17 protein-coding genes, 1 pseudogene and 1 riboswitch are annotated in these 18,007 nt (G+C 68.9%); of the genes and pseudogenes, 8 read left to right on the top strand and 10 right to left on the bottom strand.

Going from position 1 to position 18,007, the window contains the following annotated elements; translation table 11 throughout:
- Position 1 precedes the first annotated feature (1 nt).
- The 3 genes and pseudogenes from galT to E3O67_RS17850 all read left to right on the top strand — a co-directional run.
- On the top strand, positions 2-1,216 hold the full coding sequence (gene galT / locus E3O67_RS12390) for a galactose-1-phosphate uridylyltransferase (protein WP_134428241.1): 1,215 nt from the start codon (positions 2-4) through the stop codon (positions 1,214-1,216).
- On the top strand, positions 1,213-2,373 hold the full coding sequence (gene galK, locus E3O67_RS12385; protein ID WP_134428239.1) for a galactokinase: 1,161 nt from the start codon (positions 1,213-1,215) through the stop codon (positions 2,371-2,373). The genes galT and galK overlap by 4 nt, the downstream gene beginning before the upstream one ends.
- Positions 2,374-2,400: 27 nt before the next feature.
- Positions 2,401-2,574 (top strand): annotated as a pseudogene (locus tag E3O67_RS17850) (hypothetical protein); the annotation flags it as partial.
- Between the two features lie 112 nt (positions 2,575-2,686).
- On the opposite strand, the gene E3O67_RS12375 reads toward E3O67_RS17850, so the two are convergent.
- Positions 2,687-3,163 (bottom strand): YbaK/EbsC family protein, encoded by a 477-nt coding sequence (locus E3O67_RS12375; RefSeq protein WP_134428237.1) that lies wholly within the window; start codon positions 3,161-3,163, stop codon positions 2,687-2,689.
- A 48-nt stretch (positions 3,164-3,211) separates the two neighbouring features.
- On the opposite strand from E3O67_RS12375, the gene E3O67_RS12370 reads away from it, so the two are divergent.
- On the top strand, positions 3,212-3,760 hold the full coding sequence (locus tag E3O67_RS12370; protein WP_134428235.1) for a gamma carbonic anhydrase family protein: 549 nt from the start codon (positions 3,212-3,214) through the stop codon (positions 3,758-3,760).
- A gap of 218 nt (positions 3,761-3,978) precedes the next feature.
- On the opposite strand, the gene E3O67_RS12365 is transcribed toward E3O67_RS12370, so the two are convergent.
- The 8 genes from E3O67_RS12365 to E3O67_RS12330 all read right to left on the bottom strand — a co-directional run bounded on the left by E3O67_RS12365 (position 3,979) and on the right by E3O67_RS12330 (position 12,796).
- A complete protein-coding gene (locus tag E3O67_RS12365; protein WP_134428233.1) occupies positions 3,979-4,863 on the bottom strand; it encodes a bifunctional methylenetetrahydrofolate dehydrogenase/methenyltetrahydrofolate cyclohydrolase in 885 nt (294 codons plus the stop codon).
- 276 nt (positions 4,864-5,139) lie between these two features.
- The gene (gene glyA, locus E3O67_RS12360; protein ID WP_134428231.1) at positions 5,140-6,438 is read right to left on the bottom strand and encodes a serine hydroxymethyltransferase; all 1,299 of its coding nucleotides are present in this window, start codon (positions 6,436-6,438) and stop codon (positions 5,140-5,142) included.
- A gap of 42 nt (positions 6,439-6,480) precedes the next feature.
- Positions 6,481-6,570: riboswitch (ZMP/ZTP riboswitch) on the bottom strand.
- A gap of 6 nt (positions 6,571-6,576) precedes the next feature.
- A complete protein-coding gene (mnhG, locus tag E3O67_RS12355) occupies positions 6,577-6,915 on the bottom strand; it encodes a monovalent cation/H(+) antiporter subunit G (protein WP_134398020.1) in 339 nt (112 codons plus the stop codon).
- Complete coding sequence (locus E3O67_RS12350) at positions 6,912-7,175, bottom strand: monovalent cation/H+ antiporter complex subunit F (RefSeq protein WP_135102826.1); 264 nt, start codon at positions 7,173-7,175, stop codon at positions 6,912-6,914. The genes mnhG and E3O67_RS12350 overlap by 4 nt, the downstream gene beginning before the upstream one ends.
- Complete coding sequence (locus E3O67_RS12345; RefSeq protein WP_135102825.1) at positions 7,175-7,801, bottom strand: Na+/H+ antiporter subunit E; 627 nt, start codon at positions 7,799-7,801, stop codon at positions 7,175-7,177. Before E3O67_RS12345 ends, E3O67_RS12350 begins: the two co-directional genes overlap by 1 nt.
- A complete protein-coding gene (locus E3O67_RS12340; RefSeq protein WP_134428225.1) occupies positions 7,798-9,369 on the bottom strand; it encodes a Na+/H+ antiporter subunit D in 1,572 nt (523 codons plus the stop codon). The genes E3O67_RS12345 and E3O67_RS12340 overlap by 4 nt, the downstream gene beginning before the upstream one ends.
- The gene (locus E3O67_RS17220) at positions 9,366-9,884 is read right to left on the bottom strand and encodes a sodium:proton antiporter (protein WP_198418981.1); all 519 of its coding nucleotides are present in this window, start codon (positions 9,882-9,884) and stop codon (positions 9,366-9,368) included. Before E3O67_RS17220 ends, E3O67_RS12340 begins: the two co-directional genes overlap by 4 nt.
- Complete coding sequence (locus tag E3O67_RS12330) at positions 9,881-12,796, bottom strand: Na+/H+ antiporter subunit A (protein WP_135102824.1); 2,916 nt, start codon at positions 12,794-12,796, stop codon at positions 9,881-9,883. Before E3O67_RS12330 ends, E3O67_RS17220 begins: the two co-directional genes overlap by 4 nt.
- Before the next feature lie 118 nt (positions 12,797-12,914).
- Here E3O67_RS12330 and E3O67_RS12325 point away from each other — a divergent pair, with 118 nt between their 5' ends.
- Both E3O67_RS12325 and E3O67_RS12320 read left to right on the top strand, forming a co-directional pair.
- Positions 12,915-14,510, top strand: a complete 1,596-nt coding sequence (locus E3O67_RS12325) for an amino acid permease (RefSeq protein ID WP_134428221.1) — start codon at positions 12,915-12,917, stop codon at positions 14,508-14,510.
- A gap of 105 nt (positions 14,511-14,615) precedes the next feature.
- The gene (locus tag E3O67_RS12320; RefSeq protein WP_134428220.1) at positions 14,616-15,035 is read left to right on the top strand and encodes a GreA/GreB family elongation factor; all 420 of its coding nucleotides are present in this window, start codon (positions 14,616-14,618) and stop codon (positions 15,033-15,035) included.
- 75 nt (positions 15,036-15,110) lie between these two features.
- Here E3O67_RS12320 and E3O67_RS12315 read toward each other — a convergent pair whose 3' ends face one another.
- Positions 15,111-16,391 carry an MFS transporter gene (locus E3O67_RS12315; RefSeq protein WP_134428218.1) on the bottom strand — a complete coding sequence of 427 codons (1,281 nt, stop codon included), beginning with the start codon at positions 16,389-16,391 and terminating at the stop codon, positions 15,111-15,113.
- Positions 16,392-16,558: 167 nt separating this feature from the next.
- On the opposite strand from E3O67_RS12315, the gene E3O67_RS12310 reads away from it, so the two are divergent.
- Positions 16,559-17,431, top strand: coding sequence for a formyltetrahydrofolate deformylase (locus E3O67_RS12310; RefSeq protein WP_135102823.1), 873 nt, complete (start codon positions 16,559-16,561; stop codon positions 17,429-17,431).
- A 38-nt stretch (positions 17,432-17,469) separates the two neighbouring features.
- A complete protein-coding gene (locus E3O67_RS12305; protein ID WP_241979156.1) occupies positions 17,470-17,820 on the top strand; it encodes a YrdB family protein in 351 nt (116 codons plus the stop codon).
- The last annotated feature ends 187 nt before the right edge of the window (positions 17,821-18,007 follow it).

Raw genomic sequence — 18,007 nt, 5'->3', positions numbered from 1 at the left:
CATGAACACACCAGACTTCGTAGCCGATACCGGCATCATCCGTCACCGCCACACCCTCGCCGACGGTCGGGATCTCATCTACTTCGATGACCCGCAGACCACCCTGCCGCCGGAACGCGCGGCAGACCTGCGCGAACTCGACCCACGCCCCGCCACCGCCCGGATGCGCCAGGACCCGCTCAGCGGCGAGTGGGTCTCGATCGCCGCCGCCCGCCAGAACCGCGTGTTCCTGCCGCCCGCGCACCTGGACCCGCTCGCACCGTCGACGCCGGGCAACCCGTCCGAGGTGCCCAGCAACTACGACGTGGCCGTGTTCGAGAACAAGTCGCCCTCGTTCGGTCCGCTCCTCACCGACGCCGATGCCCCGGCAGGACTCGACGACCTGAACACCATCGGCCTGAACCGCATCCGCACCTCGGTCGGCCGCTGCGAGGTCGTCTGCTTCAGCCCGGAGAACGAGGGCTCTTTTGCCAGCCTGTCGGTCGTGCGCGCCCGCACCGTGATCGAGGCCTGGGCCGAGCGCACGCATGCCCTGTCCCAGCTGCCCGGCGTGGAACAGGTCTTCCCGTTCGAGAACCGCGGCGAAGCCATCGGCGTCACGTTGCACCATCCGCACGGTCAGATCTACTCCTACCCCTACGTCACGCCGCGCACGCAGCGCGTGATCGCCTCCCTCGACCAGTACGGGCCGAACCTGTTCGCCGACATCCTCGCCAGCGAACAGGCCGGGGGCCGGGTCATCCTCACCGGTGAGCACTGGACCGCCTTCGTGCCGTTCGCCGCCCGCTGGCCGATCGAAGTGCACATGCTGCCGCACCGCCACGTTCCCGACTTCGCCGCGACCAGCCTGGCCGAGCGCGATGAGCTCGCCGTGCTCTACCGGCGGCTGCTGCGCGGAATCGACGCCCTCTACGACACCCCGACTCCGTACATCGCGGCCTGGCACCAGGCCCCGGTCTCGGTGCGCCGCGACGAGATCCGGCTGATGCTGCAGGTGACCAGCCCCCGCCGGGCCGAGGACAAGCTCAAGTTCCTGGCCGGGTCGGAGGCCGCCATGGGCGCCTGGATCGGCGATGTCACACCGGAGCAGGCGGCCGACAACATTCGCCGTGCAGTCGAACGCTCCGCCGTGGCGGACGCGGCCGTCGAGCAGGCCGGCGCCGCGGCATCCGTTCCCACTCCCAGCACCACGCTCGAAGGGCAGGCCCGCGCATGACCGATCTCATCCAGACCGTGACGGATGGCTTCACGAGCCGTTTCGACGCGTCCCCGGCCGGACTCTGGTCGGCCCCCGGCCGCGTCAACCTGATCGGCGAGCACACCGACTACAACGACGGCTTCGTGTTCCCCTTCGCGATCAACCGGCGCACGCTCGTCGGGCTCCGCCTGCGCGGCGACCGCCTGCTGAGGGTCGCGAGCTCGTTCGCCACGGAGACCGTGGAGCTGTCCCTCGACGAGCTGACCCCGGAGAACCTGGCGGGCTGGTCGGCCTACCCGCTCGGCGTGGCCTGGGCCCTCGGCGAGTTCGGCGCCGACCTGGCCGTCGTCCCCGGCTTCGACGTGTTCATCGACTCGGACGTGCCGATCGGGGCCGGGCTGTCGTCGTCCGCCGCGATCGAGAGCGCGGTCGCCGTTGCCCTGAACGACCTCTGGGATCTGGGGCTCGACCGGCGCGTGCTCGCCCGGGTGGGCCAGCTGGCCGAGAACCGGGCCGTCGGGGCTCCCACCGGCATCATGGACCAGTCAGCGTCGCTGCTCGGCGAGGCCGACTCGGCCGTGTTCCTGGACTGCCGCACCCTCGAGGCCGAGGTGATCCCGCTCGGCTTCGACGCCGCCGGACTCGAGCTGCTGATCATCGACACCCGGGTGAGCCATGCCCACTCGACCGGAGGGTACGCCTCGCGCCGGGCCTCCTGTGAGCTGGGTGCACGGATGCTGGGGGTCACCTCCCTGCGCGACCTCACCGTGGACGACCTCGGCCCCGCCTCCGACGTGCTCGACGACGAGACGTTCCGCCGGGTGCGGCACGTGGTCACCGAGAATCAGCGCGTGCAGGACACCGTGCGCACCCTGCGCGAGCAGGGACCGACCGCGATCGGCGCCCTCCTGGACGCGTCGCACCTGTCTATGAGGGACGACTTCGAGATCTCGGTGCCGGAGCTCGACCTCGCGGTGGAGACCGCGCGCGGCGCCGGGTCCATCGGCGCCCGGATGACCGGCGGCGGCTTCGGCGGCGCGGCCATCGCCCTGACTCCGAGCGACCTGATCCCCGCGGTCACGGCCGCGGTCACCGCCGCGTTCGCGGCCCGGGGCTTCGCGGTGCCGGACCTGTTCGTGGTGCGCGCCGCCGATGGGGCCGCCCGGCAGCAGTAGCGCCGGGCTACGCGCTCCGCTCGGCTTAGCTCCGCTCGGCTTAGCTCCGCTCGGCTTAGCTCCGCTCGGCTTAGCTCCGCTCGGCTTGGCTCCGCTCGGCTTGGCTCCGCTCGGCTTGGCTCCGCTCGGCTTGGCTCCGCTCGGCTTGGCTCCGCTCGGCTTGGCTCCGCTCGGCTTGGCTCCGCTTGGCTTAGTGGCTAACTCAGGAGAAACTGACCGGACCGTCGGCAGTACCCGCGGATTACGGGGCCGACGTGACTCGGGACATCCGTATCTCCTGAGTTAGCCACAAAAAAACCCACACCGCGTGCGTTCACGGCGCGACCGCGGTGGGCTCGCCGCCGGTGATCCGCACGAGTTCGTCGAACGTGGTGGGGAACACGGTGTGCGCGTGTCCCGCCGCGGCCCAGACGACGGGGAATTCGGCGAGCGCGACGTCCACCAGGGTACGGAGCGACGACGGATGCCCCAGCGGCGCGACCCCGCCGATGACCTGACCGGTGGCCTGCTCGACGACATCTTTCGAGGCGCGTCCGATCGTGCCGCCCAGCCTGTCCCCCAGCCAGGCCGCGTCGACTCGGTGCGCCCCGGAGGTGAGCACGAGCAGCGGCTCGCCGTCGAGGGTGAAGACGAGCGAATTCGCGATGGCGCCGATCTCGATTCCGAGCGCCTCCGCGGCGGCGGCGGCCGTTGGGGCAGCAGCGTCGAACCAGCGGATCTCCGGGTCTGTTCCGTGGGCGCGAAGAGCCTGCCGAACCCGATCGACGGACGGATGCGCGGTATTCACCATGCCGGAAGCCTAGGGCCTGTGCGAGGCGCGCCCGATAGGCTGACGCGTATGACTGCCGACAGCGCCGCCCGCATCATCATCTTGCCCGACCGACCCGGACCGGTCGTCGCCGAGACCGCCTTCGTCGCCCCGGGGGCCGTGCTCGTCGGCAACGTCACCCTCGCCGAACACGCCAGCATCTGGTACAACGCCGTGCTGCGCGCCGAAGCCGAGCCCATCCGCATCGGCCCCGGCTCCAACCTTCAGGACAACGTCTCCTGTCACGTGGACCACGGCTTCCCGCTGATCGTCGGCCGGAATGTGTCCGTCGGGCACGGAGCCGTGCTGCACGGCTGCACGGTCGAGGACGGCTCGCTGATCGGCATGATGGCCACCGTACTGAACGGCGCCGTCATCGGTTCCGGGTCGCTGGTCGCCGCGGGAGCCGTGGTGCTCGAGGGCACAATCGTGCCGCCGCGGTCGCTGGTCGCCGGCGTTCCCGCCAAGGTGCGGCGCCCCCTGACGGATGACGAGGTGGCCGGCCTCGGCCACAACGCCGAGGAGTACCTGCGCCACTCCGCCCTGCATGCCTCGGTGGCGGCGCCGCCCGAGGACTGAGTCGGAACGGGTCTCGACAGGCTCGACCACCGGCGCAGACTTGGGCTCCCGGCGCGGACTCGGGCTCGCGGCGCAAGTTCTAACGTGCGTCGGTGCCCACGGCGTGCGCTGCGACGGCATCATCATTGGTCCTAGCGGGTCCCGGTCGCCGAGAGACGAGAGACCAGAGACGAGAGACCAGAGACCAGAGACCAGAGACGACGAGCGAGCGTGCCGGATTAGCGGATGAGGGACAGCTCGGCGGCCTTCACCACGTTGCAGAGCAGCATGGCACGGGTCATCGGGCCGACCCCGCGCGGGTTCGGGGAGAGATGACCGGCGACGTTCGCGACATCCGGGTGCACGTCACCGGTCAGAGTGCCCGTGCCGGTGATCGGGTCGGTCACGCGGGTGATTCCCACGTCGAGCACCGCGGCGCCTGGCTTGACCCAGTCGGCCTGGATCAGATGCGGCACGCCGACGGCCGCCACGACGATGTCGGCGCGGCGTACCTCGCCGGGCAAGTCGACCGTGCGGGAGTGAGTCAGGGTGACGGTGGCATCCAGGCCCTTGCGGGTGAACAGCAGGCCGAGCGGGCGCCCGACGGTGAGGCCGCGTCCGACGACGACGACGCGCCGGCCGACGATCGGAACGTCGTATCGGCGCAGCAGCTCGACGATGCCGGCCGGGGTGCATGGCAGTGGCGAGTCCAGCTCGCCCTCGATGCCGAGTACCAGGCGGCCGAGGTTCGTCGGGTGCAGGCCGTCGGCATCCTTCGACGGGTCGATCAATTCGAGCATGGCGTTGTCGTTGTGGCCGACCGGCAGCGGTAGCTGAATGATGTAGCCGGTCACCTCGCGAGCGGAGTTCAGGTCCTTGATCGCGGCGCGCACATCGGCGCTGGTCGCCGACGCGGGCAGGTCGACGCGGATCGATTCGATGCCGACCTCGGCGCAGTCGCGGTGCTTGCCGGCGACGTACGAGCGCGATCCCGGGTCGTCGCCGACCAGGAGCGTGCCGAGCCCGGGCACGATCCCGTGCGCGCGCAGCTCCGCGATCCGGTCGATGAGCTCGGTCTTGACCGTGGAGGCGGTCTTGACTCCGTCGAGGATGATTGCCGTCATTGTGGTTCCATTCAATCGATCGTGCCCAAGTGCTCTGATGCTCTGATGCTCTGCTGCCCTGATGCCCTGCTGCCCTGATGCCCTGCTGCTCTGATGCCCTGGTGCTCTGATGCTCTGATGCTCTGATGCTCTGGTGCTCTGGTGCCGGAGGCGCGTGCGAATTCGACGGAGATTTTGGGCGACACGCCGGTGACGGATGCCGCCAGCGGGCTTTCAAGGCACAATCTCCGTCGAATTCGTTTACACGCAGGGCGCTGAGCCCCGGCGCGGCGGGCGCTACTGCTGCAGGCCGGGGTACAGCGGGAAAGCCTCGGTGAGCACCTTGACGCGGGCGCGGAGGCCCTCGACGTCGGCGTCGGGCTTGAGCGCCTCGGCGATGACGTCGGCGACGACCGTGAACTCCTCGTCGCCGAAGCCGCGGGTGGCGAGGGCGGGGGTTCCGATGCGCAATCCGCTGGTGACCATCGGCGGCCGCGGGTCGAACGGCACCGAGTTGCGGTTGACCGTGATGCCGACCGCGTGCAGGGCGTCCTCGGCCTGCTGGCCGTTGATCGGCGAGTTGCGGAGGTCGGCGAGCACGAGGTGCACGTCGGTGCCGCCGGTGAGCACGTCGACACCGCCGGCGCGCGAGTCATCCGCCATCAGACGGTCGGCGAGGATGCTCGCACCGCGCAGGGTGCGCTCCTGACGTTCCTTGAACTCGGGCTCGGCCGCGAGCTTGAACGCGGTCGCCTTGGCTGCGATCACGTGCATCAGCGGGCCGCCCTGCTGGCCGGGGAACACGTTCGAGTTGAGCTTCTTCGCCAGCGCCATGTCGCGCGAGAGGATCAGACCGGACCGGGGACCGGCGAGGGTCTTGTGCACCGTGGTGGACACGACATCCGCGTAGGGAACCGGGGACGGGTGCAGGCCCGCGGCGACGAGTCCGGAGAAGTGGGCCATGTCGACCCAGAGCATGGCGCCGACCTCGTCGGCGATACTGCGGAACGCCTCGAAGTCGAGGTGGCGGGGGTAGGCGGACCAGCCGGCGATGATGACCCGGGGGCGGGACTCGAGCGCCTTCTCACGCACGACGTCCATGTCGACGAGGAACGTTGTCGGGTCGACGCCGTAGGCGACGGGGTTGTAGAGCTTGCCGGAGAAGTTGAGCTTCATTCCGTGGGTGAGGTGGCCGCCGTGGGCCAGTTCCAGCCCGAGGATGGTGTCGCCGGGCGTCGCGATGGCCGACAGCACGGCGGCGTTCGCGGTGGCGCCGGAGTGGGGCTGCACATTGGCGTAGGCGGCGCCGAAGAGGGACTTGGCCCGGTCGATGGCGAGCTGCTCGGCGACGTCCACGTACTCGCAGCCGCCGTAGTAACGGCGTCCCGGGTAGCCCTCGGCGTACTTGTTGGTCAGCACCGAGCCCTGCGACTGCAGCACTGCACGCGGCACGAAGTTCTCGCTGGCGATCATTTCGAGGTAGTCGCGCTGGCGTCCGAGCTCCTGCTCGAGGACGGCGGCGATCTCGGGGTCGACGACCTCCAGAGGATCGTTGAACGTGGACCGCAAAACGGTGGATGGCACGGAATCGGGCACGGGGGTCTCCTCAGACTTTGTGATTACGACGTGATGATCAATCGTCGTGGCCCAGGCGTGCGGTCACTAACCGTGTCAGTCGCTCCCCGATGGTGACCCATCTTTCGTGCTACGCCAGTCGCGACAGGCTCGATCTTATCAGTCGGGCCGGGTGCCCAGCTCATCGATTATGAGCACGTCGACGCGCACATGGTGCGTGTCATAGGCGGCCCGGCCCACCATGTGCGCGGCCACCGGGGCTGTCAACGCCTGGAACACGACGATCGCAATGACGAGGGTGACGGTGCCCACGGTGAAGTTGTTCAGGGCCACATCGGCCGTGATTGCCATCAGCCCGAAGATCTGCGGCTTGGTAGCGGCGTGCAGCCGCGACAACACGTCGGGGAAACGGATGACGCCGATCCCGGCCGCGAGGCACATCACGGCCCCGGCGAGCACCAGAACCGCCGAGATCACGTCTTGCAGTTCGTCGCTCATTCGCTGTCCTCCACGGGAAGGAAGCGTGCGACGCTGAGCGACCCGAGCACCGCGAAGAGGGCGAGAACGAGCAGCACCGGCAGCATGTCCGTGTGCCGGTTGAACGCCATCTCAGCGCCCATCGCGCAGATCACGGTCGCGACCAGGACATCCGAGGCGATGACCCGGTCCAGCACGGTCGGGCCGCGCACGATTCGATAGAGGGCGCACAGGGCGCCGGCCCCGAACAGCACCCCGGCAATAACGGCGACGATGTGCATCAGGCGGTTCCTCCCCGCTTTCGTTTCTCGTGCGCATGCTGGTCGCGTGCGCGTTGGTCTTGCTCGCTCCTGTCCTCGCCGCGGACCCGGCGGAGGCGTTCCACGTCTTCCCGGGACCCGAGGGCCATCACGATCCGGCGTTCCTCGTCCAGGACGCCGTTCCGGAACCGTTCCACCTGGTCCGGCCGATGCACGTTGAGCACGTGCAGGTACAGGGTCGACCGCACCCGGTCCACATCGACCACGATCGCGCCCGGGACGATCGACGTCGACACCCCGGTCAGCGTCAGGATGAAATCGCTGCGGGTGCGCAGGTGCACGGCGACGATGGCGTTGCTGGGCGTGTAGCGCGGGGAGAGCGCGAGGACGGCCACCTGCAGCGAACCACGTACGATGTCGAAGCCGAGCCGGACCAGAAAGGTGAGCGTGTACCAGAGGTTCAGGCGCAGACCCAGTTCCACCGCGGGCAGGTAGAAGCCCACGGAGACGATGGCGGCCAGCAACATTCCGGTGAGCAGGTTGAGCCAGGAGAAGGAGCCCCAGAGCAGTATCCACAGCAGCACGAGCCCGAGGAAGAGAGGCACCTGATTCGCGAACGTGGCGAGGCGCTGCTTCGGGGTGCTCATGGCGTGCCGTTCGGGAAGACGGCGTCGATGTAGGTGGCGGGGGTCTCGATGTCGGCGGCCGCGCGGGTGGTGAGTGCGAAAACCGGCCCGGCGAACACGGTGAGCGAGACGGTCAGCAGCAGCAGGGCAGTCGTCGCAGCGGTCATCAGCGGCGAGATGGTGCGGGTCGTGACCGCGCCCTCGTCGTCGGGATCCTCGAGGAGCGCATCGAGCATCGGCGACTCGTAGTCCTCGACCTCGCCTGCCCCGCGCCAGAACGCGATGTTCCAAACCCGGGCCAGGGCGTAGAGCGTGAGCAGCGAGGTGGCGGCTCCGGCGCCCATCAGGATGTACGTCACCGGTTCGGCGATGTCCGCGCCGGCCTGGAAGAGGGCGATCTTGCCGAGGAAACCGGAGAACGGCGGGATGCCGCCGAGGTTGAGCGCCCCCACGAAGAACAGGAAGGCCACGAACGGCGCCGCTTTCAGCAGCCCGCCCAACCGTGCCAGCGAGGTGGTGCCGCCCACCCGCTCGATCAGCCCCGCGCAGAGGAAGAGGGTCGTCTGAACCGTGATGTGGTGCACGACGTAGAAGATGGTGGCCGCGATCGCCAGGGGCGTGCCCATCGCGATGCCGAAGATCATGTAGCCGATGTGGCTCACCAGAGTGAACGACAGCAGTCTCTTGATGTCCGCCTGCGCGAGCGCCCCGAGGATGCCCACGATCATGGTCAGGAAGGCCACCACCATCAACGGCACCGACAGCACGCTGTCGGGGAAGAGCAGGGTCTGCGTGCGGATGATCGCGTAGATGCCGACCTTCGTGAGCAGACCCGCGAACACCGCCGTGACCGGGGCCGGAGCGGTGGGATACGAGTCGGGCAACCAGAACGACAGCGGGAAGACCGCGGCCTTCACGCAGAAGGCGAGCAGGAGCAGCAAGTTGAGGATCAGCTGCACGTCGGGCGGGAGGTCCGCCACCCGGTCGGCGATCAGCGCCATGGTCACGGTGCCCGTGGCGCCATAGATCAGGGCGATCGCACTGAGGAACAGAATGGAGGAGACCAGGCTCACCACGATGTAGGTGACACCGACCCGGATGCGCGCACCCGTGCCGCCGAGCGTCAGCAGCACGTAACTCGCCGAGAGCAGCATCTCGAACCCGACGTAGAGGTTGAACAGGTCCCCGGCGATGAACGCGTTGAACAACCCGGCCGCCAGCACAAGGTAAGTGGGGTGGAAGATCGAGACGGGGGTTTCCCGGTCGCCGTCGACGATGCCCTGCCCCACGGCGAACAGGAGCACGCCGAGCAGCATCAGCGCCGAGACCAGGAGCATGATCGCGGACAGACGGTCGACGACGAGCACGATGCCCCACGGGGCGTCCCAGCCGCCCACATGAACGACGGCCGTGCCGCCCTGATCGACCTGGATCAGGAGCACGGCGCCGATGACGGCCACCATCGTCAGGGCGAAGACACTCACCGCGATCTGCTGGGGTCGGCGCCGGCCGAAGGCCAGGGTCAGCGCGCTGCCCAGAAGCGGGATCGTGACGACGAGGGGCACGAGAATGTTCGCCGGAAGGTTCATCGGTTCATCCCCTCGCCCGGCGCGTTGGCCGGGTCGCCGCGCTCGCCCGTGTGCCCGTGCTGGTGCTCGTGCTCGGTCCCGCGCTCGCTGGCGTCGAGGTCTTCCTGGCTGGCCGCCTCATCTTCGGTCACCGAGCGGAAGGACTCCTCAGTGCTTGCGAAGGTCTCGGCCGCGTGCTCATCCGTGAGCGTGTCGCCTTCGTCACCCAGACGCGCCAGCCACCAGGACCGGTAGATGAGCGCGAGGATCAGCGCCGTGATACCGAAGTTGATCACGATGGCGGTGAGCATGAGCACCTGCGGCACCGGGTCGGCCATCGCGGCGTCGGCGGCCGTTCCGGTGACGATGGGCGAGTTGCCCGGGCGGCCGCTCATGATGAAGATCAACAGGTTCGTCGCGTTGCCCACCAGCAGGAATCCGATCAGCACCCGGGTGAGGCTGCGCTCCAGCATCACGTAGACCCCGGCGGCGTACATGACCGCCATCACGATCACGAGGGTGAGGGAGGCGCTCATGCCGAGGCCTCCGCACCCTGCTGCGACTGCGAGCGGGGCTCGGTCTCGCCGGCTTCCTGCTGGCGGTCGACCTCGCTACCGAGGCTGCGCAGGATGTCCAGCACCAGACCGACCACGACCAGGTACACGCCGACGTCGAAGATCGTCGAGGTGCCGAAGGACAGGGGACCGAGCACGGGCACCGTGGTTTCGAAGTAGGCGGATTCCAACGGGATGCCGCTGAAGAAGAGGGAGATTACGGCCATCCCGACGGCCAGCACGATGCCGAGCCCGAGGATCTTGCCGGGGTGGACGGGCACCGCCTCGCCCAGTTCGTAGCGGCCTCCCGCGAGGTAGCGGGAGACGAGGGCCAGGCCGGCGATCAGTCCGCCGGCGAAACCGCCGCCGGGCGCGTTGTGCCCGGCGATGAGCAGGTAGACCGAGACGATCATGGCCGGGTGGAAGAGCAGGCGAACCAGCACCTCGACCATGATCGAACGGTCCTTCTCGGCGACCGTGCGACCGGCCAGGAGCCAGGACTGGCGGGTGACGGCATGCCCCTCGGAGGGCGCGGCCGGGTCGGCGACCACCGTGCGCCGGTGCGGCAGAGATCGGAGCTTCCGCGATTCGCGCAGCCGCGGCACGACCGTGTTGCGGCCCGAGACGAACAGCAGGCTGGCGACGCCGGTGGCCACCACGATCAACACGGAGATCTCGCCCATCGTGTCCCAGGCACGGATGTCCACGAGCATCACATTCACGATGTTGCGTCCGTGCCCCTCCTCGACCGCGAGTCGCGGCAGCTCCGCGGCGATGCTCGGGGCCTGCCGGGCGCCGAGCGCGATCACACCGATGGTGCCCATCACGGCGCCCACCAGCACGCCGATCACCGCGCGCCGCCGCGGGTGAACGGGCCGGTTGCGCTGGGCGATCTTCTGGGGCAGCCGACGCAGCACCAGCACGAAGACGACGATGGTGATGGTTTCCACGAGCGCCTGGGTCAGGGCCAGATCGGGGGCGCCGTGGAACGCGAACAGAGCGACCAGGCCGTAGCCGGTGACTCCGGCCAGCAGCACGGCGGTGATCCGCTCGCCGACGCGCGCGGCCATCACCGCGGCGATGCCCATGGTGAGGGCGATCGCCACCTGGCCGGGGTAGTCCCAGAGCACGACCTGGTCCGGCCAGCTGCGGTTCACGAAGGCCGCGAACCCGAGCGCCAGCACGAAGACGATGAGGATGGTGGACAGGTACTGCGGCAGTCCGCCGATCTGGGCGAAATGGGTGATGCGCGCCGCGGCCCGGTCGATGCTGCGCACGGTGTAGCCGTAGCCCTGCCCGGCGTCGACGTAGGCCGGCACGATGCCCTGCAACCGGGCCACCCCTCGCCGCTTCCAGAACAGTGCGAGGCCGAGAACGACCACCGCGGCGCTCACGGCGAGCGCCGGTTCGAAGCCGTGCCAGAGCGCGAGGTGGTAGTCGCCGACGCCGGGCACGGTGTCGGCATAGGAGGCGAGCACGGGGTCGAGCAGGAAGACGAGTGGGCCGAGCAGGACGGTGGCCACGGCCAGCAGCCCCGGCGCCAGCTGGAAGTCCCAGCGGGCGGGGTGCAGCGCGGTGTCCGCGAGGGTCACCCGGGTTCCGAAGGCACCCCAGAGGAAGCGGGCGCTGTAGGCGACCGTCAGCACCGAGCCGAGCACGGTGCCGATCAGAGCGACCCAGCCCCATCCGTCACCGGCCAGAGCGGCTTCCAGGAACGCCGTGAACACGGCTTCCTTCGCGACGAAGCCGAGCAGCGGCGGGATGCCCGCCATGGAGGCGACCGACACCAGGGCGATCGCGGCCAGCACGGGCGCGTTGCGCCCCACGCCGGAGAGCTGCCGCCAGTCGCGGGTGCCGGCGCGGTGGTCGATGATGCCCACGGTCAGGAACAGCGCCGACTTGTAGAGGGCGTGCGCGAGGAGCAGCGCGACCCCGGCGAGCGCCGCGTCCCGGGTGCCGAAGCCGACGACGACCATCAGGAACCCGAGCTGGCTGACCGTGCCGTAGGCCAGCACCAGCTTGAGGTCGTACTGGCGCAGCGAACGCCACGCACCGACCAGCATGGTGCCGACGCCGAGGGTGACGAGCACCGGCATCCAGCCCGGAGTGTCGGCATAGCCCGGTGCGAGACGGGCGACCAGGTAGAGGCCGGCCTTGACCATCGCCGCCGCGTGCAGGTAGGCGCTGACCGGGGTCGGCGCCGCCATCGCGGCCGGGAGCCAGAAGTGGAAGGGCACGAGCGCGGACTTCGACAGCGCGCCGACCAGGATGAGCAGCACCGCCCAGGTGGTGGCCGGGCCGGTGACAGGGTCGGCGACGATCACGGCCAGCGACGTGGTGCCGGCCTCCACGGTGAGGATGACGACCCCGACCAGCATGATCAAGCCGCCGAAGGTGGTCACCAGCAACGCCTGCAGGGCGGCGCCGCGGCTCGCCCGCTTGAAGGTGTAGTGCCCGATCAGAATGTAGGAGAGCACGCTCGTGATCTCCCAGAAGATGAACATGACAACGATGTCGTCGGATGTCACCAGGCCGTACATTGCCCCGGCGAACGCCAGCAGGCTGGCCGCGAACCGGCCCAGCGCGGGTTCGTCGGCGCTGAAGTAGCGGACGCAATAGACCAGCACGAGGGCGCCGACCCCCGTCACGACCAGGGCGAGCAACCAGGCAAGGGTGTCGACGCGAAACGAGAGCGAGATGCCCAGCGCGGGGATCCACGGGATGCTTTCGGTGATCGCTTCACCTGCCGACACGGCCCGGGTCTGGGTGAGCGTGAAGCCGAAGGCGGCCGCGGGGAGCAGTGCGACGACGTAGAAGACGCGGATGGAGAGCCACCGGGTCAGCAGCGGCGTGAGCGCGGAAAGGGCGGCGAAAGCCAGGAGGATTGTCGCCATGAGGCCTCCCGGCTTTCTCGAAGTCAGAGTGTCAGGGCGAGTCTACCGGAGGCCGTGGACGTCGGCCCCGTCCGGGGGCCGCTAGGGTTGGCCAAAACCCGATAATCGGAAGAGCCCCATGACGCGTGCAAACCGGGGGCCTCAACTCCCCCAGAAACTTGACCACTCCGAGTACCACGGTCGTGGCGTGGAGACGCCGTTCGAGCACATCTCGGATGCCCTGAGCGTTCACGAGGACGAGGGGCTGCACAAGGGACTCAAGGCCCGCCAGGTGCAGATGATCGCCATCGGCGGGGCCATCGGCACCGGCCTGTTCCTCGGGGCCGGCGGACGCCTGGCCACGGCCGGGCCCTCCCTGGTCTTCGTCTATGCGATCTGCGGTTTCTTCGCGTTCCTGATCCTGCGCGCCCTCGGGGAGCTCGTGCTGCACCGCCCGTCGTCGGGCTCGTTCGTCTCCTACGCCCGCGAGTTCTTCGGCGAGAAAACGGCGTTCGTCACGGGCTGGCTCTACTGGCTGAACTGGGTGATGACCGCGATCGTCGACGTCACGGCCGTGGCGATCTACATGAAATTCTTCGCCAAGTACTGGGCCCCATTCGGCGACGTGCCGCAGTGGCTGTACGCCTTCGCTGCCCTTGCCGTCGTCCTTTCCCTGAACCTGCTGTCAGTGAGCGTGTTCGGCGAACTCGAATTCTGGTTCGCCCTGATCAAGGTCCTCGCCATCGTGGCCTTCCTGCTGGTCGGCACCTGGATGGTCATCTTCGGCACTCCGATCCCCGGGCAGGAAGCGGGATTCAGCCTGATCGGGGACAACGGGGGCTGGCTGCCGAACGGCCTGATCGCATCCGTTCTCGTGGTGCAGGGCGTCGTCTTCGCCTACGCCTCGATCGAACTGGTCGGCACGACCGCCGGGGAGACCGAGAACCCGGAGAAGGTGATGCCGAAGGCGATCAACACCGTCATCATCCGCATCGCCGTCTTCTACGTCGGCTCGATCCTTCTACTCTCGCTGCTGCTGCCGTACACCGCGTACAAGGCCGGCGAGAGCCCGTTCGTGACGTTCTTCGGAACCATCGGCGTCGGCGGCGTCGACGTGATCATGAACCTGGTCGTGCTCACGGCGGCCCTGTCCTCGCTCAACGCGGGGCTCTACTCGACCGGGCGCATCCTGCGGTCGATGGCGCTGGCAGGGTCGGCGCCGCGCTTCGCCGGCAAGGTGAGCCGCACGGGTGTGCCGTTCGGCGGCATCCTGCTCACCGGCGTGGTAACCCTGCTCGGCGTCGGCCTGAACGCCGTCGTGCCCGACAAGGCCTTCGAGATCGTGCTGAACATGGCCGCCATCGGCATCATCAGCGCCTGGGGCATGATCGTGCTCTGCCAGCTGCGCCTGCACGCCTGGTCGAAGCTCGGCATCCTGCAGCGTCCCGCGTTCCGGATGTTCGGGGCTCCGTACACGGGCTACGCCAGCCTGGCCTTCCTGGTCGCCGTGCTCGTGCTGATGGCATTCGACTGGCCGGTGGGCACGCTCACGATCAGCTCGCTCGTGATCATCATCCCGCTGCTGATCGTGGGCTGGTACGCCTGCCGCGGCCGCATCCTCGAGATCGCCGCCGCCCGCGAGGGGTTCACCGGCCTGGTGCCGATCCTGCCCAGCCGCCCACTGTCGGACCAGCTGCGCGAGTCCGACCACACGGACACCGACCGCACGGAGTAGCCGCCACGCCACCGATCGCCGTTTCCCCGTGCGGGGAGCCCGGGCGGCTAACATGGCCGATTGATCACTGCGCGGCAGATTGTCTCGCGATTAACGGAGAACACTATGACCACCGAATCGGTGTGGATGCCACCCAGCTCGCTCGCTCTCCTGATCGAGGAACTCGCCGTGCTGGCCAGTCAGCCCAGCCCGGACGCGGCCACGAAGGAGCGGATCCGGGAGCTGCGCAAGACCCTCAGCCAGGCCGAGGCCTCGATCAAACCGGACGACGGCCTGGTCGAGCCCGGGATGCGGATCACAGCGATGCTCTCCGGTGACACCCGGGCGACCGTGTTCCTGCTCGGCGAGCGTGAACTCGTCTCCCTCGACCCTGAGGTGGAAGTCGAGGTGTACTCCCCCTCCTCGCCGATCGGCCAGGCCATCCTCGGATCATACGTCGGCGACACCGTCGCGTACACGACGCCGACGAACGCCCGCATCGAGATCGAGATCCTCGCAGCAGTCCCGTACACCGGCGGTCGTTGAACCGACGAGATTGAGGGGTGCGGATGCGTCCGCACCCCTTTTTTCCGTCGTGTCGGCCGCGTCGGAAGCGCTGAGTCAGGCCGCCCGGCGGCGCACGACCACGTCGCTGACGATCACGAGCACGAAGGCGAGCATCAGGATCCCGACGTAGGCCAGTGGCACGGCCTGCATTCCCGCCGAGCTGAGCAGCGCGGCGCCGAGGAGGGCGCCGCCGCCGATCCCGGCGTTGAACGCGGTCGTGTAGATGGCGCTGGCGGTGTCACGGATGCGGAGTGAGGCGGTGCGCAGCAGCCGCGTCTGCAGCAGCGGCGGCAGCATGCCGAAGGCCAGACCCCAGAGCACGAAGGCGGTCACGGCCACCGGCAGTGTCGCCGCGAAGAGGGCCAGCACGGTCACGCTCAGCGCCGACACTGCGATGCCGATCACCAGTCCGAGCTGCGGCCGGGGACCGAAGACCGTTCCGGAGAGCACCAGGCCGACCGCGCCGGCGATGCCGTAGGCGAACAGGAGTGGGGCGACCGCGGCGGAGTCCACACCCATCTCGTCGATCAGGAACGGTGCGATGTAGGTGTAGAACGTGTAGTGCCCGACCATGGTCAGGCCGGTGATCGTGGAGAGCAGGATCACGGCGCGCATGGTCGGGTCGCGGCGCGGCGGGACCACGGCGGCGCCGTCGGCCCTCCCCGGGGTGGCTGCCGCGGCATCCGTCGCGCGGGCGCCGTAGTGCGACACCGGCGGCAGGAAGCGCCAGACGACGATCGCGCCGACCATCATGAGCGCGGCGAGGGCCAGGAACGACAGTCGCCAGCCGAGCAGATGCCCGGCTGCCGTGGCGATGGGGACCCCGAACACGAAGGCGAGCGTTCCGCCAGAGACGGTGATGGCCACAGCGCGGCCGATCTGCTCCCGCGGAACGAGATGCGCCGTGTAGGCGCCGACGACGGCCCAGAACAGACCGTGGGCCATGCCGCCGATGATGCGCCCGCCCACCATGAAGGCGTAGTTGGGCGCGATGGCGGTGAGCACATTGCTGATCGCGAGCACCACGAGAACGAACACGATCAGGCCGTGCCGCGGGAGGCGACGGGTGAGGTGGGCGAGCGAGGTGCTCGTGAGCACCACGGTGAACGCGAACCAGGATACGAGCAGGCCGACTTGCCCCTCGGTCACGCCGAGCGTCCGGCTCATGTCGGGCAGCAGGCCCGTGGGCAGCATCTCGGACGTGACGGAGAGGAAGACTGCGGCGGCCAGAGCGAGCAGACCCACCCACGGGAAGGGTCGGGCGGCGGCCAAAGGGCTTTCCGGCGCATCCGGCGCGTCCCGCGCGGGCAGGTTGATGGGTGCGGTGAATGACATTGCTCTGTGGCTCACAGACGGGAACAGTGGCAGCGCGGGCATGCCGCGGGGCCGGTCCGGATCGACTGCGCGCCGACGTGCGCGCCCGGGGCCGGCGTGTTGCGCCGACCGTTGCCCAGCCTAGCCGACGGGCGGAGCAGGCGGCAGGGGGCCGGTAATCTAGTCCGATGACTTCTCTCCTTGCTCCGAACCCGCGCCACCACTGGGTGATCACCCTCGTCTGCGTCGACCAGCCGGGTATCGTGCACGCGGTCAGCGGCGCGATCGTGCGGGCGCGCGGCAACATCACCGAGAGCCAGCAGTTCACCAGCGCCGACACCGGCCGGTTCTTCATGCGGCTGCAGGTGGAGTCGCCGGCGACCCAGGTGGAGTTGGCGGACGAGCTCGCCCCGGTCGCGCGCCGGTACGCCATGGACTCCGTCATCGATGTCGTCGGGCGGCCCAAGCGCACCCTGATCCTGGCGTCGACCGCCGGCAACTGCGTCAACGACATGCTCTTCCGCCAGCGCGGCGGCCAGTTGCCGATCGAGGTGCCTCTGGTGCTGAGCAACCACGGCACGCTGCGCGACCTGGTCGGCTTCTACGGGGTGCCGTTCGAGTCGCGCCCGGTGACGGATGCCGCCAGCAAGGCCGCCTTCGAGGCCCGCGTCGTCGACGCCATCACCGAGCACGACATCGAGCTGGTGGTGCTCGCCCGGTACATGCAGATCCTCTCCCCCGCACTCTGCACGCTGCTGGAAGGCCGCGCCATCAATATCCACCATTCCTTCCTGCCCGGGTTCAAGGGCGCCAACCCGTACAAGCAGGCGCACGCCCGCGGCGTGAAGCTGATCGGGGCCACGGCCCACTTCGTCACGGGCGACCTCGACGAGGGTCCGATCATCGAGCAGAACGTCGTGCGGGTGGACCACTCGCGCAGCCCGGCCGAGCTCGTCGCCATCGGACAGGACGAGGAGAGCCGCACCCTGACGCAGGCGGTCACCTGGTTCGCCGAGCACCGCGTGCTGCTCGACGGCGCCCGGACCATCATCTTCCGGTAGCCTCTGGCAGGCTCCGTAGGCTCGGTAGGATGGGGCGAGTGACCGATACGAGCGCGAAGACCAGCCCCAACGACATTCTGCGATTCCTGCTCGAACTGTTCGCGTTCATCAGCTTGGGCATCTGGGGCTTCGCAGCGTGGCCGCTACCGTGGCCGGGCGTGCTTGTGGGCATCCTGGCCCCGGCCTTCGCCATTCTGATCTGGGCGCTGTTCCGCTCGCCCAAGGCGGTCTTCCGCCTCGACCCGTTCGGCAAGGCCATCATCGAGATCAGTGTCTTCGGTGCCGCCGCGTTGGCCTGGTGGGACCTCGGCCTGCCGCTGGTCGCGGTGGTCTTCGCCCTGGTGGCCACGGTCAGCGGCGTCATCTCCGGTCGCGCGGAACTGCGCTAGAACCACCGACGCAGCACTGCCGGCGCACTGCCGATTCGTCCCGGTGGTTGAGCCTGTCGAAACCAAGCGAGACGACGTCCGAAGGTTCCCGTCCCGGTGGTTGAGCCTGTCGAGACCCGGTGCACCGCCTCCGAAGGTTCCCACCCCGGTGGTTGAGCCTGTCGAAACCAGGGACCAGAGGCCTGGA

The organism is Cryobacterium sp. TMT3-29-2 (assembly GCF_004564305.1).
GTDB classification, from domain to species: Bacteria; Actinomycetota; Actinomycetes; order Actinomycetales; family Microbacteriaceae; genus Cryobacterium; species Cryobacterium sinapicolor.
This window is presented reverse-complemented; position numbering and strand designations above follow the sequence as displayed.

Coding starts and splice junctions, on each gene's coding strand:
- E3O67_RS12370 (WP_134428235.1), top strand. CDS start 3,212: ATGACTGCCGACAGCGCCGCCCGCATCATCATCTTGCCCGACCGACCC.
- E3O67_RS12350 (WP_135102826.1), bottom strand. CDS start 7,175: ATGCACATCGTCGCCGTTATTGCCGGGGTGCTGTTCGGGGCCGGCGCC.
- E3O67_RS12330 (WP_135102824.1), bottom strand. CDS start 12,796: ATGGCGACAATCCTCCTGGCTTTCGCCGCCCTTTCCGCGCTCACGCCG.
- E3O67_RS12325 (WP_134428221.1), top strand. CDS start 12,915: ATGACGCGTGCAAACCGGGGGCCTCAACTCCCCCAGAAACTTGACCAC.
- E3O67_RS12345 (WP_135102825.1), bottom strand. CDS start 7,801: ATGAGCACCCCGAAGCAGCGCCTCGCCACGTTCGCGAATCAGGTGCCT.
- E3O67_RS17220 (WP_198418981.1), bottom strand. CDS start 9,884: ATGAGCGCCTCCCTCACCCTCGTGATCGTGATGGCGGTCATGTACGCC.
- E3O67_RS12310 (WP_135102823.1), top strand. CDS start 16,559: ATGACTTCTCTCCTTGCTCCGAACCCGCGCCACCACTGGGTGATCACC.
- mnhG (WP_134398020.1), bottom strand. CDS start 6,915: ATGAGCGACGAACTGCAAGACGTGATCTCGGCGGTTCTGGTGCTCGCC.
- E3O67_RS12365 (WP_134428233.1), bottom strand. CDS start 4,863: ATGACGGCAATCATCCTCGACGGAGTCAAGACCGCCTCCACGGTCAAG.
- E3O67_RS12315 (WP_134428218.1), bottom strand. CDS start 16,391: ATGTCATTCACCGCACCCATCAACCTGCCCGCGCGGGACGCGCCGGAT.
- E3O67_RS12320 (WP_134428220.1), top strand. CDS start 14,616: ATGACCACCGAATCGGTGTGGATGCCACCCAGCTCGCTCGCTCTCCTG.
- E3O67_RS12340 (WP_134428225.1), bottom strand. CDS start 9,369: ATGAACCTTCCGGCGAACATTCTCGTGCCCCTCGTCGTCACGATCCCG.
- E3O67_RS12375 (WP_134428237.1), bottom strand. CDS start 3,163: ATGGTGAATACCGCGCATCCGTCCGTCGATCGGGTTCGGCAGGCTCTT.
- galT (WP_134428241.1), top strand. CDS start 2: ATGAACACACCAGACTTCGTAGCCGATACCGGCATCATCCGTCACCGC.
- galK (WP_134428239.1), top strand. CDS start 1,213: ATGACCGATCTCATCCAGACCGTGACGGATGGCTTCACGAGCCGTTTC.